The 12,020-nt window shown below is 69.2% G+C and carries 11 protein-coding genes; 8 read left to right on the top strand and 3 right to left on the bottom strand.

Annotated elements, in window-relative coordinates; all coding sequences use genetic code 11:
• Nucleotides 1-6: 6 nt before the first annotated feature.
• The 7 genes from ACFYOV_RS13980 (at nucleotide 7) to ACFYOV_RS14010 (ending at nucleotide 8,022) form a co-directional block, all read left to right on the top strand.
• Nucleotides 7-1,065 (top strand): ABC transporter ATP-binding protein, encoded by a 1,059-nt coding sequence (locus ACFYOV_RS13980; protein WP_389086896.1) that lies wholly within the window; start codon nucleotides 7-9, stop codon nucleotides 1,063-1,065.
• On the top strand, nucleotides 1,058-2,206 hold the full coding sequence (locus ACFYOV_RS13985) for an ABC transporter ATP-binding protein (RefSeq protein ID WP_389086899.1): 1,149 nt from the start codon (nucleotides 1,058-1,060) through the stop codon (nucleotides 2,204-2,206). The genes ACFYOV_RS13980 and ACFYOV_RS13985 overlap by 8 nt, the downstream gene beginning before the upstream one ends.
• A 237-nt stretch (nucleotides 2,207-2,443) precedes the next feature.
• Entirely contained in the window at nucleotides 2,444-4,078 is a 1,635-nt protein-coding gene (locus ACFYOV_RS13990; RefSeq protein ID WP_389086901.1) for an ABC transporter substrate-binding protein, read from the top strand.
• Nucleotides 4,079-4,084: 6 nt separating this feature from the next.
• Complete coding sequence (locus ACFYOV_RS13995; RefSeq protein WP_389086904.1) at nucleotides 4,085-5,008, top strand: ABC transporter permease; 924 nt, start codon at nucleotides 4,085-4,087, stop codon at nucleotides 5,006-5,008.
• Complete coding sequence (locus tag ACFYOV_RS14000) at nucleotides 5,001-5,990, top strand: ABC transporter permease (RefSeq protein ID WP_389086906.1); 990 nt, start codon at nucleotides 5,001-5,003, stop codon at nucleotides 5,988-5,990. The genes ACFYOV_RS13995 and ACFYOV_RS14000 overlap by 8 nt, the downstream gene beginning before the upstream one ends.
• Before the next feature lie 6 nt (nucleotides 5,991-5,996).
• Nucleotides 5,997-6,980: an ABC transporter ATP-binding protein gene (locus tag ACFYOV_RS14005; RefSeq protein WP_389086908.1), complete on the top strand. Its 984-nt coding sequence runs from the start codon at nucleotides 5,997-5,999 to the stop codon at nucleotides 6,978-6,980.
• Nucleotides 6,973-8,022, top strand: a complete 1,050-nt coding sequence (locus ACFYOV_RS14010; protein WP_389086911.1) for an ABC transporter ATP-binding protein — start codon at nucleotides 6,973-6,975, stop codon at nucleotides 8,020-8,022. Before ACFYOV_RS14005 ends, ACFYOV_RS14010 begins: the two co-directional genes overlap by 8 nt.
• A gap of 110 nt (nucleotides 8,023-8,132) precedes the next feature.
• Here ACFYOV_RS14010 and ACFYOV_RS14015 read toward each other — a convergent pair whose 3' ends face one another.
• Nucleotides 8,133-10,262 (bottom strand): prolyl oligopeptidase family serine peptidase, encoded by a 2,130-nt coding sequence (locus ACFYOV_RS14015; protein WP_389086913.1) that lies wholly within the window; start codon nucleotides 10,260-10,262, stop codon nucleotides 8,133-8,135.
• A 178-nt stretch (nucleotides 10,263-10,440) separates the two neighbouring features.
• Between ACFYOV_RS14015 and ACFYOV_RS14020 the strand changes: the two genes are divergently transcribed.
• The gene (locus tag ACFYOV_RS14020; protein ID WP_389086916.1) at nucleotides 10,441-10,635 is read left to right on the top strand and encodes a hypothetical protein; all 195 of its coding nucleotides are present in this window, start codon (nucleotides 10,441-10,443) and stop codon (nucleotides 10,633-10,635) included.
• A 71-nt stretch (nucleotides 10,636-10,706) separates the two neighbouring features.
• Here the strand turns inward: ACFYOV_RS14020 and ACFYOV_RS14025 are convergent, their stop codons facing one another.
• Together ACFYOV_RS14025 and ACFYOV_RS14030 are read right to left on the bottom strand one after the other, a co-directional pair.
• Nucleotides 10,707-10,916 carry a DUF397 domain-containing protein gene (locus ACFYOV_RS14025; RefSeq protein ID WP_389086918.1) on the bottom strand — a complete coding sequence of 70 codons (210 nt, stop codon included), beginning with the start codon at nucleotides 10,914-10,916 and terminating at the stop codon, nucleotides 10,707-10,709.
• The gene (locus tag ACFYOV_RS14030) at nucleotides 10,913-11,797 is read right to left on the bottom strand and encodes a helix-turn-helix domain-containing protein (RefSeq protein ID WP_389086921.1); all 885 of its coding nucleotides are present in this window, start codon (nucleotides 11,795-11,797) and stop codon (nucleotides 10,913-10,915) included. The genes ACFYOV_RS14025 and ACFYOV_RS14030 overlap by 4 nt, the downstream gene beginning before the upstream one ends.
• Nucleotides 11,798-12,020 lie beyond the last annotated feature (223 nt).

The following is a 12,020-nucleotide window of genomic DNA, read 5'->3' on the forward strand; positions in this document are numbered from 1 at the left end:
GCGTACGTGACCACCATCGACAAGACATCCAGCGTCGTCGACCTCGACGGCTCGGGCGACTACACCGGGCCGCTCCTGGACGTCCGTGACCTGCACGTGGAGTTCCACACGCGGGACGGCGTCGCCAAGGCCGTCAACGGCGTCAACTACTCCGTGGACGCGGGCGAGACGCTCGCGGTGCTGGGCGAGTCCGGCTCGGGCAAGTCCGTGACGGCGCAGGCCGTCATGGGCATCCTCGACATGCCTCCGGGGCGCATCCCCAAGGGCGAGATCGTCTTCCGCGGCCAGGACATGCTCAAGATGTCCGAGGAGGAGCGGCGCCGGATCCGCGGCCGGAAGATCGCCATGATCTTCCAGGACGCGCTGTCCTCGCTCAACCCCGTGCTCTCGGTGGGCTACCAGCTCGCCGAGATGTTCCGGGTGCACGAGGGCATGTCCAAGAAGGACGCCAAGGCCAAGGCGATCGAGATGATGGACCGGGTCAAGATCCCGGCCGCCGCCGCGCGGGTCAACGACTACCCGCACCAGTTCTCCGGCGGTATGCGCCAGCGCATCATGATCGCGATGGCGCTGGCCCTGGAGCCGGATCTGATCATCGCCGACGAGCCCACCACCGCGCTCGACGTGACGGTGCAGGCGCAGGTGATGGACCTGCTGGCGGAACTCCAGCGCGAGTACCGGATGGGTCTGATCCTCATCACCCACGATCTCGGCGTGGTCGCCGACGTCGCGGACAAGATCGCGGTCATGTACGCGGGCCGGATCGTGGAGCGCGCCCCGGTCCACGAGCTGTACAAGAACCCGGCCCACCCCTACACCAAGGGTCTGCTGGACTCGATCCCGCGCCTGGACCAGAAGGGCCAGGAGCTCTACGCGATCAAGGGCTTGCCGCCGAACCTGACGCGCATCCCGAGCGGTTGCGCGTTCAACCCGCGCTGCCCCATGGCGCAGGACATCTGCCGTACGGATGTTCCGCCGCTGCACCCGGTCACCGGGCCGGACGGGACCGAACTGGTCGGCCGTGCCTCGGCGTGCCACTTCTGGAAGGAGACGATCAATGGCTGAGCTCAGCAAGAAGGACGAGCCGGTCGACGCCACGCCGAACGTCTCCGAGGTGGACCGCGTCGACGCCCACTCCGAGGCGGAGGAGGTCGCGGCGCTCGAGGCACCCGTGGAGCGCGGTGAGCCGATCCTCCAGGTGCGCAACCTGGTGAAGCACTTCCCGCTCACCCAGGGCATCCTGTTCAAGAAGCAGGTCGGCGCGGTCAAGGCCGTGGACGGCGTCTCCTTCGACCTGTACCAGGGCGAGACCCTGGGCATCGTGGGCGAGTCCGGCTGCGGCAAGTCGACGGTGGCCAAGCTCCTGATGAACCTGGAGCAGGCCACGGCCGGCGAGATCTTCTACAAGGGCCAGGACATCACCAGGCTGTCGGGCCGGGCCCTGAAGGCGGTCCGCCGCAACATCCAGATGGTGTTCCAGGACCCGTACACCTCGCTCAACCCGCGTATGACGGTGGGCGACATCATCGGGGAGCCGTTCGAGATCCACCCCGAGGTGGCCCCGAAGGGCGACCGGCGCAAGCGCGTGCAGGAACTCCTGGACGTGGTCGGTCTCAACCCGGAGTACATCAACCGGTACCCGCACCAGTTCTCCGGCGGCCAGCGCCAGCGCATCGGCATCGCCCGCGGTCTGGCGCTCAACCCGGAGATCATCATCTGCGACGAGCCGGTGTCCGCGCTGGACGTGTCGGTGCAGGCGCAGGTCATCAACCTGATGGAGCGGCTGCAGGACGAGTTCAACCTGTCCTACATCTTCATCGCGCACGACCTGTCGATCGTCCGGCACATCTCGGACCGGGTCGGGGTCATGTACCTCGGCAAGGTGGCCGAGATCGGCACCGACGAGCAGATCTACGACCATCCGACGCACCCCTACACCCAGGCGCTGCTGTCGGCGGTTCCGGTGCCGGACCCGGAGGCCCGGGAGCGCCGCGAACGGATCATCCTCACCGGTGACGTCCCGTCCCCGGCGAACCCGCCCTCGGGCTGCCGCTTCCGCACCCGCTGCTGGAAGGCGCAGGACAAGTGCGCCGAGGAGGTCCCGCTGCTGGCGATCCCCGAGCGCTTCCGCGACTCGGACTCCCCGGCGGCCCACGAATCGGCGTGTCACTTCGCCGAGGAGAAGGACGTCGTCCACGCGGCCTGACGCCACCCCGTCACCACTCCGTTTCCCGGCACCCGTTCAGGGGTGCCGGGAAACGGCGTTTTCCGGAGCCGCCGTCCGCGGGGCCCTCATACGTACATCCGGATACCTACATCCGGGTACGTACATCCGGCTGGAGTCACCCCCGTACAGGTGCCGTACGTGTGCGCTGTGCACCTTTTGCCTCGATATTTGCCGAAAGGATCAGTGCAGCAGCGAGGACGGACGAGGAGGCACTCCATGCGTGGAGCCACGCACGCCAGATGGGTCGCGGGCGCGGCGGCGGTAGCGCTCGCGGTGTCGGCCTGCGGAGGCGACGGGGACAGCGGCGGCAGCGGGGACGCCGGCGCCGTGCTCAGTGCCTCCTGGGGCGACCCGCAGAACCCGTTGGAGCCGGCCAACACCAACGAGGTGCAGGGCGGCAAGGTCCTCGACATGATCTTCCGGGGCCTGAAGCGCTACGACCCGGAGACCGGCGAGGCGACGGACATGCTCGCCGAGAAGATCGAGAGCGCGGACTCGCAGAACTTCACTGTCACCGTCAAGGACGGCTGGAGCTTCAGCAACGGCGAGAAGGTCACCGCCCGGTCCTTCGTCGACGCCTGGAACTACGGCGCCGGCCTGAGGAACAACCAGCGCAACGCCTACTTCTTCGGCTACATCGAGGGCTACGACAAGGTCCACCCCGAGGACGGCAGCAAGCAGAGCGCCGACACCCTCTCCGGCCTGAAGGTCGTCGACGACCGCACCTTCACCGTCAGGCTCACTCAGAAGTTCTCGACCTTCCCCGACACCCTCGGCTACGCCGCCTTCGCTCCGCTGCCCCGCGCCTTCTTCGACGACCACGACGCCTGGGTGCGCAAGCCGATCGGCAACGGGCCCTACACCGTGCAGTCGTACACCAAGGGCTCGCAGATGTCCCTGCGCAAGTGGGACGACTACCCGGGCGAGGACAAGGCCCAGAACGGCGGCGTCGACCTCAAGGTCTACACCGACAACAACACCGCGTACACCGACCTCATGGCCGGCAACCTCGACCTCGTCGACGACGTCCCCGCCTCCCAGCTGAAGAACGTCAAGAACGACCTCGGTGACCGCTACCTCAACACCCCCGCCGGCATCATCCAGACCCTCGCCTTCCCCTTCTACGACGAGGCGTGGGACAGGCCCGGCACGGAGAAGGTCCGCAAGGGCCTGTCCATGGCCATCAACCGGGACCAGATCACCGACACGATCTTCCAGAAGACCCGCACCCCCGCCACCGACTGGACCTCCCCGGTCCTCGGCGAGGACGGCGGCTTCCGCGAGGGCCTGTGCGGAAAGTCCTGCGAGTACGACCCCGCCGAGGCCAAGAGGCTCATCGAGGAGGGCGGCGGCCTGCCCGGCGGCAGCGTCCGGATCACCTACAACGCCGACACCGGCTCCCATCGCGAATGGGTCGACGCCGTCTGCAACTCCATCAACAACGCCCTGGGCAACGACCGCGCCTGCACCGGCAACCCGGTCGGCACCTTCGCCGACTTCCGCAACCAGATCACCCAGCAGAAGATGAGCGGTCCCTTCCGCGCCGGCTGGCAGATGGACTACCCGCTCATCCAGAACTTCCTCCAGCCGCTCTACTACACCAACGCCTCCTCCAACGACGGCAAGTGGTCCAACAAGGAGTTCGACGACCTCGTCGACCGGGCCAACCAGGAGACCGACACCGCCAAGGCCGTCGACCTGTTCCAGCAGGCCGAGGAGGTCCTGCGCGACAACATGGCGGCCATCCCGCTCTGGTACCAGAACGGCAGCGCCGGCTGGTCCGAACGGCTGTCCAACGTGAAGCTCAACCCCTTCAGCGTCCCCGTCTACGACGAGATCAAGGTCAGCTGAGCCGCCATGGGGCGCTATGTCGTCCGGCGTCTGCTCCAGATGATCCCGGTGTTCGTCGGGGCCACACTGCTGATCTTCCTCATGGTGAACGTGATGGGCGACCCCATCGCGGGCCTGTGCGGCGAGCGGCGCTGCGACCCGGCGACCGCCGCCCAGCTGAAGAAGGAGTTCGGCCTCGACAAGCCGGTCTGGCAGCAATACCTGACCTACATGGGGAACGTCTTCACCGGCGACTTCGGCACGGCGTTCAACGGCCAGGAGGTCACCGAGCTGATGTCGACGGCGTTCCCCGTCACCATCCGGCTGACGCTCGTCGCGATCCTCTTCGAGATCGTCATCGGCATCGCCCTCGGCGTGGTCACCGGGCTGCGCCGGGGCCGCCCCGTCGACACCGGCGTGCTGCTGCTCACCCTCGTCGTCATCTCCGTGCCCACCTTCGTCACCGGCCTGCTGCTCCAGCTGCTGCTCGGCGTGAAGTGGGGCTGGATCCGGCCCTCGGTCTCCTCCGAGGCGCCCTTCGACGAGCTGATCGTGCCCGGACTGGTGCTGGCCTCCGTCTCCCTCGCCTACGTCACCCGGCTGACCCGCACCTCCATCGCCGAGAACCGGCGCTCCGACTACGTCCGCACGGCCATCGCCAAGGGCCTGCCCCGGCAGCGGGTGATCGTGCGGCACCTGCTGCGCAACTCCCTCATCCCCGTGGTCACCTTCATCGGCGCGGACATCGGCTTCCTCATGGGCGGCGCGATCGTCACCGAGCGGATCTTCAACATCCACGGCGTCGGCTACCAGCTCTACCAGGGCATCCTGCGGCAGAACACCCAGACCGTCGTCGGCTTCGTGACCGTGCTGGTGCTGGTCTTCCTGGTCTGCAATCTCGTCGTGGACCTCCTCTATGCCGTACTCGACCCGAGGATCCGCTATGCCTGACCAGCACCACGAACCCGAGCGCGCCGTCGCGGGAACCGGCATGGGCGGCACCATGGACCTGGGCGTGGACGAGGCCGAGGCGCTGGAGCGGTCCCCGGGCGGCCCTGCCGGGCGGGACGACCCCGGACCGCAGGGCAGGCCGCGTTCCCTGTGGTCCGACGCCTGGCGCGACCTGCGCCGCAACCCCGTCTTCATCGTCTCGGGCCTGGTGATCCTGTTCCTCGTCGTGATCTCCCTGTGGCCCTCGCTGATCGCCTCCGGCAGCCCCCTCAAGTGCGATCTGGCCAAGGCCCAGGAGGGCTCCCAGGCCGGTCATCCCTTCGGCTTCGACGGCCAGGGCTGCGACGTCTACACCCGCACCGTCTACGGCGCCCGCACGTCCGTCACGGTCGGCGTGTGCGCCACGCTCGGCGTCGCCGTCCTCGGCAGCGTCCTCGGGGCGCTCGCCGGCTTCTTCGGCGGGGTGTGGGACGCGGTCCTGTCCCGCATCACCGACGTCTTCTTCGCCATCCCGGTCGTCCTCGGCGGCCTGGTGCTGCTGTCCGTGGTGACCAGCAGCACCGTCTGGCCCGTCGTCGGGTTCATGGTGCTCCTCGGCTGGCCGCAGCTGTCCCGGATCGCCCGCGGCTCGGTCATCACCGCCAAGCAGAACGACTACGTCCAGGCCGCGCGGGCGCTCGGCGCCTCCCACACCCGGCTGATGCTGCGGCACATCGCGCCCAACGCCGTCGCGCCGGTCATCGTGGTGGCGACCATCGCGCTCGGCACCTACATCTCGCTGGAGGCGACCCTGTCCTACCTCGGCGTCGGCCTGAAGCCGCCCAGCGTCTCCTGGGGCATCGACATCTCCGCCGCCTCGCCCTACATCCGCAACGCCCCGCACGCGCTGCTGTGGCCCTCCGGGGCCCTCGCGATCACCGTCCTGGCGTTCATCATGCTCGGTGACGCGGTGCGCGACGCCCTCGACCCGAAGCTGAGGTGAGCCGGCATGTTGCTCGAAGTGCGCGACCTGCACGTGGAGTTCCACACCCGGGACGGGGTCGCCAAGGCCGTCAACGGTGTCACGTACGGCGTCGACGCGGGCGAGACGCTGGCCGTGCTCGGCGAGTCCGGCTCCGGCAAGTCGGTGACCGCGCAGGCGGTGATGGGCATCCTCGACACGCCGCCCGGCCGGATCACCGGCGGGCAGGTCCTCTTCCAGGGCCGGGACCTGCTGAAGCTGAAGGAGGACGAGCGCCGCAGGATCCGGGGCGCCGAGATGGCGATGATCTTCCAGGACGCGCTCTCCTCCCTGAATCCGGTGATCTCCGTCGGCGACCAGCTCGGCGAGATGTTCGTGGTGCACCGGGGCATGTCGAAGAAGGACGCGCGGGCCAGGGCGGTCGAGCTGATGGACCGGGTGCGCATCCCCGCGGCCAGGGAACGGGTCCGGCAGTATCCGCACCAGTTCTCCGGCGGTATGCGCCAGCGCATCATGATCGCGATGGCGCTGGCCCTGGAACCGGCCCTGATCATCGCCGACGAACCGACCACCGCCCTCGACGTCACCGTGCAGGCCCAGGTCATGGAGCTGCTCGCGGAACTCCAGCGCGAGTACCGCATGGGGCTGATCCTGATCACCCACGACCTGGGCGTGGTCGCGGACGTGGCCGACCGGATCGCCGTGATGTACGCGGGCCGGATCGTGGAGTCGGCCCCGGTGCACGACATCTACAAGGCCCCCGCCCACCCGTACACCCGCGGCCTGCTGGACTCCATCCCGCGCCTGGACCAGAAGGGCGCGGAGCTGTACGCCATCAAGGGCCTGCCTCCCAACCTCATGCACATCCCGTCCGGATGCCCCTTCCACCCCCGCTGCCCGATGGCCCGGGACGTCTGCCGCACCGACGTGCCTCCCCTGTACGAGGTGACCGAGTCGGACGCGGACCGGGGCAGCGCCTGCCACTTCTGGAGGGAGTGCCTGCATGGCTGAGCCGATTCTGGAGGTCAGCGGACTGGTCAAGCACTATCCGCTGACCCGGGGCGTGCTGTTCAGGAAGCAGGTCGGCGCGGTCAGGGCGGTCGACGGCGTGGACTTCGCGCTGGGCCGGGGCGAGACGCTGGGCATCGTGGGGGAGTCGGGCTGCGGCAAGTCGACGGTCGCGAAGATGCTGGTCAACCTCGAGCGGCCGACGGCCGGTTCGATCCGGTACAAGGGCGAGGACATCACCAGGCTGTCGGGCCGGGCCCTGAAGGCGGTCCGCCGCAACATCCAGATGGTGTTCCAGGACCCGTACACCTCGCTCAACCCGCGTATGACGGTGGGCGACATCATCGGGGAGCCGTACGACATCCACCCCGAGGTGGCCCCGAAGGGCGACCGGCGCAGGCGCGTGCAGGAACTCCTGGACGTGGTCGGTCTCAACCCCGAGTACATCAACCGCTATCCGCACCAGTTCTCCGGCGGCCAGCGCCAGCGCATCGGCATCGCCCGCGGTCTGGCCCTGCGGCCGGAGGTCATCGTGGCCGACGAGCCGGTGTCGGCGCTGGACGTGTCCGTGCAGGCCCAGGTCATCAATCTGATGGACCGGCTGCAGAGCGAGTTCGACCTCGCGTACCTCTTCATCGCCCACGACCTGTCCATCGTCCGGCACATCTCCGACCGGGTCGGGGTGATGTACCTGGGGCGGATCGTGGAGATCGGCACGGACACCGAGATCTACGACCACCCGACCCACCCCTACACCCAGGCGCTGCTGTCGGCGGTCCCGGTGCCGGACCCGGAGGCCCGGGAGCGCCGTGAGCGGATCATCCTCAGCGGTGACGTGCCGTCCCCGACGAACATCCCCTCCGGCTGCCGCTTCCGCACCCGCTGCTGGAAGGCGCGCGAGCGCTGCGCCCTGGAGGTGCCGGCACTGGCCGTCCCCGCCGGGTTCCGTACGGTCGGCGGTCCCGCGGCCCACGACTCGGCCTGCCACTTCGCGGAGGAGAAGCGGGTGGTCCCGGCGGAGGAGCGTGGCAGCGGGCCGGGATGACATGGCGCACCCCGGCCCGCTTACGGCACCCGCACGGCCGTACGCTGTACAGCCTGCCGTGTCCGTATATCGGTACCGCTTCCGTCAAGTTGCCTGCACGTTAACGAGGTTCATCCCTCTTTGCGCGGGTGCGCGAGGGTGCGCCGGAGGAAGTCCACCTGGAGCAGCAGCAGGTTCTCCGCCACCTGTTCCTGGGGGGTGATGTGGGTGACGCCGGACAGCGGCAGGACCTCGTGCGGGCGGCCCGCGGCCAGCAGGGCGGACGACAGGCGCAGGGCGTGGGCGACGACCACGTTGTCGTCGGCCAGGCCGTGGACGATCATCAGCGGGCGGTGCGGTTCGGCGGGGGAGGACAGCCCCTCGTCCGTGACCAGACTGCTCTTCGCGTACGCCGCCCGATGGACGGCCGGGTCGCCCAGGTACCGCTCGGTGTAGTGCGTGTCGTACAGCCGCCAGTCCGTCACCGGTGCACCCGCGATGCCCGCGTGGAAGACGTCCGGACGGCGCAGCACGGCCAGCGCCGCCAGGTAACCGCCGTAGGACCAGCCGCGGATGGCCACCCGCGACAGGTCGAGGGGGTGCGACCTCGCCAGGTCCTGGAGGGCCTCCACCTGGTCGTCGAGGCTGAGCGTGAAGTCGTGGTGGACCGCCTTCTCCCAGGCGGGGGAGCGGCCCGGGGTGCCGCGGCCGTCGGCGACGACCACCGCGAAGCCCTGGTCGGCGAACCACTGCGAGGTCAGATGCGGATGGTGCGCGGCGAGGACGCGCGGGCCGTGCGGACCGCCGTAGGGATCCATGAGGACCGGCAGGGGGGTGTCACCCGCGTAGTCCCGAGGCATGAGCACGGCGCACGGAATGCGGCGTGCGCCCCCCTGGGTCAGCAGCACGCGGGGGGACATACCGGGATGTTCGGCGCAGGACCGGACCGTCACCGCCGGCTTCCCGTCACGCAGGACCCGCACCAGTGACCCCGGCCGCTCCGGCGTCGCGGACACCAGCACGATCACACCCCCGGCCCGCACCGCCGAGTGCACTCCCGGCTCCTGGGAGACGCGCTCCACGCCGAGTTCGTTCACCCGGTGGACGTGCACCTCACCGATCTCCGGATCGGCCGCCTCCTCGCCCGCCGACGCCGAGACCAGCACGTCGTCGTCGGACACGTCCAGCACCGCGCGGATGTGCAACTGGGGTCCCGTCAGCGGGCGTTCCCCCACGACCAGTCGCCGGGCACCGCCCTCGTCGGCGATCCGCACCAGCTGCCCGGAGGGGCTCCAGCACGGCACCCCGGGGAAAAGATCAAGCCAAGTTGGATCTTCGTCGGCATGTACCATCCGCGTCGTCCCCGTGTCCGGGTCCACCGCCAGGAACAGCTGGGCGCGCTGGTCGCGCGCCTGCACCAGCAGCAGCGGCGCACCCGCCGCTGACCAGTGCACACGCGCCAGATACGGGAACCGCGCCCGGTCCCAGACGACCTCCGTGCGCTCTCCGTCCAGCCCGATCACGAACAGCCGCACCTCCGCGTTCGCCGTACCCGCCGCCGGGTACGGCACCCGCTGCGGCTCCCGCTCGGGCTGTGCCGGATCGGAGATCCACCACCGCCGCACCGGCGTGTCGTCCACCCGGGCCACCAGCAGCCGGTCCGACTCCGGAGCCCACCAGAAGCCCCGTGAGCGCCCCATCTCCTCGGCCGCGACGAATTCGGCCAATCCGTACGTGACGTTCTCCGCCTCCGGGTCCGCGAGGGCCCGGTCGCGTTCCCCCTCGGCGCCCACCACCCGCAGCGCACCCCGGGCGACATAGGCGACGTGCCGCCCGTCGGGCGACGGACGCGGATCGATCACCGGCCCCGCGGCGGGCAGTTCACGCGCCGTGCCGGCCCGCAGCTCGGCCGTGAAAAGCCGCCCCGACAAGGCGAAAGAGGCCAACTCCACGGCCCCGTCGGTGGCGTAGCCGACGATGCCGGCACCGCCCTCGCGGCTGCGCTCGCGCCGCGCCCGCTCCTCGGCCGACAGGCGCTCCGAGGTCCCGCCCAGGAGAGCGCGCGGGTCGGCCGCCACCCGTTCACCGCCCTCCTCGGTGTCGAGGACCCACAGGGAGTTCGCCCGGTCCGTACCGGAAGCGGAGCGCAGGAAAACGACCCGCGAACCGTCGGGCGCCACGGTGAACGAACGCGGCGCGCCGAGCGTGAAGCGCTGGGTACGGGCATGCCGTCGGGGGAAGGAGTCAGCCTCGGTCGTCATGCCCCGACCATATTGGCCATGCGCCCCCTTGTGCGGCCGTGCGCCGATCGATGCGCACGTACGGATAGTTATGATCCCTAGCGCACAGTGGGTATGAACCTGCTGCCCGCTGTGTGGATTTATCTGCCCCCATATCTCTACTCCCCCGTCGTCCTGGGATCTTTGGAGGTGAGCCGCCGTGGCACTCTCGATTTCGGCGGTGGTGCTGCTGGCGATCATCGTCTTCCTGCTGGTCAAGAAGTCCGGGCTGAAGACGGGGCACGCCGTCGTGTGCATGCTCCTCGGCTTCTACCTGGCCTCGTCGACGGTCGCTCCCACGATCAGTGAGCTCACGACGAACATCGCGGGGATGATCGGCAGCATCAAGTTCTGAGCGACGCGTCGTCCGGCCGGGGCCCGAGGCAAGCCCCGGGCCCCGGCCGGAGCCATGTGCCGCGTGCCGGGTCAGTCCTGGACCGCGTACGGCACGAAGTGGACCCACGTGGAGGGGGCGAACGACAGACGCGGGCCCTCGATGTCCTTCGAGTCACGGACGTGGACGGTGCAGGGTGCCGTGGCGACCTCGACGCACGAGTCGCCCTCGCTGCTGCTGCTGTAACTGCTCTTGAACCACGCCAGGTCGGAGGCGTCCCCGGACGAGGTCGTGCGACTCATGTCTCCCCCAGCAGTTGTTCGACGAATGAAGCCGACTCACGTGGAGTGAGGGCCTGCGCCCGGATGATGCCGTAGCGCAGTTCCAGGATACGGAGCTGCCTGGGTTCGGAGACCGGTCGGCCGTTGGCGACCGCCGGTGAACGCCCCACCATCGAGCCGTCGTCGAACTTCAGCACTTCGATGCCGCCTGCCAGGCCGGCGTGCTCCTCGCGGTCCATCGGCATCACCTGTAGTTCGACGTTCCGCAGGCGCGCCACCTCAAGCAGGTGTTCCAGTTGGTGACGCAGTCTCGCCCTGCCGCCCAGTGGACGCCGAAGCGTCCATTCCTCGAGGACGAAGCTCAGTTCAGGTGCAGGATCCCGTTCGAACACGGTCTTGCGGGCCACACGTGCGGAGATGAACCGCTCCACCTCCTCCGCCGAGTAGGCAGGGCGCCGCATCTGGAGCAGCCCACGTGCGTAGTCAGGCGTTTGCAACAGCCCATGGATGTTGAGGGGGTCATAGAGCTGGAGCTCAACCGCCCGCGCCTCCATCTGCGCCAGATCCCGTACCTTCTTCGGGTACCGGACCTTCTTCACGTCCTCCTTCATCGCCGCGACCAGGCCCCCGGCGCACAGCACTTCGTCCGCCGTGTCCAGGTACTCGGGCCGGGGGATCCGCTTGCCCGACTCGATCTTGTAGACGAGGTCCTCCCCGTAGCCGACGGCCACCGCGAACTGGGGGACCCGCATGCCGGCGGCCTCCCGGCGCAGCTTCAACTGCCGTCCCACGGTGGCCACCACGGCGAGTGCCCAGTCGTCGTCCGGGTCCACCTCCCACCCCGGCTCGTCCGTCTCCTCCGCACCGGCCCTGACCCGTACCGCTTCACCGTCCACCGACATGTGTGCCCTCCCGTGGTGCCGTTCCGTGGTGCCGCGCCCCGTCCCGTAGGGCCGTACCGACAGTCCGAACACCCGGACACGCTGGGGACGGTCACTCTACGCAGCGCCGCGATGACCCATCACCGTAGTTCCGTCCGGCCACTGCGAGTCACGTGATCCGGGAAATCGACGGCACCGGAACCCGACCCCGCGCGATCCGGTGCCGTCGGCGGCTGAAGGACAA

It is taken from the genome of Streptomyces sp. NPDC005931, from assembly GCF_042871235.1.
Classification (GTDB): domain Bacteria; phylum Actinomycetota; class Actinomycetes; order Streptomycetales; family Streptomycetaceae; genus Streptomyces.

Excerpts from the sequence above, each read along its gene's own strand:
- ACFYOV_RS13985 (WP_389086899.1), top strand. The coding sequence starts at position 1,058 with ATGGCTGAGCTCAGCAAGAAGGACGAGCCGGTCGACGCCACGCCGAAC.
- ACFYOV_RS13990 (WP_389086901.1), top strand. The coding sequence starts at position 2,444 with ATGCGTGGAGCCACGCACGCCAGATGGGTCGCGGGCGCGGCGGCGGTA.
- ACFYOV_RS13995 (WP_389086904.1), top strand. The coding sequence starts at position 4,085 with ATGGGGCGCTATGTCGTCCGGCGTCTGCTCCAGATGATCCCGGTGTTC.
- ACFYOV_RS14000 (WP_389086906.1), top strand. The coding sequence starts at position 5,001 with ATGCCTGACCAGCACCACGAACCCGAGCGCGCCGTCGCGGGAACCGGC.
- ACFYOV_RS14005 (WP_389086908.1), top strand. The coding sequence starts at position 5,997 with ATGTTGCTCGAAGTGCGCGACCTGCACGTGGAGTTCCACACCCGGGAC.
- ACFYOV_RS14010 (WP_389086911.1), top strand. The coding sequence starts at position 6,973 with ATGGCTGAGCCGATTCTGGAGGTCAGCGGACTGGTCAAGCACTATCCG.
- ACFYOV_RS14015 (WP_389086913.1), bottom strand. The coding sequence starts at position 10,262 with ATGACGACCGAGGCTGACTCCTTCCCCCGACGGCATGCCCGTACCCAG.
- ACFYOV_RS14025 (WP_389086918.1), bottom strand. The coding sequence starts at position 10,916 with ATGAGTCGCACGACCTCGTCCGGGGACGCCTCCGACCTGGCGTGGTTC.
- ACFYOV_RS14030 (WP_389086921.1), bottom strand. The coding sequence starts at position 11,797 with ATGTCGGTGGACGGTGAAGCGGTACGGGTCAGGGCCGGTGCGGAGGAG.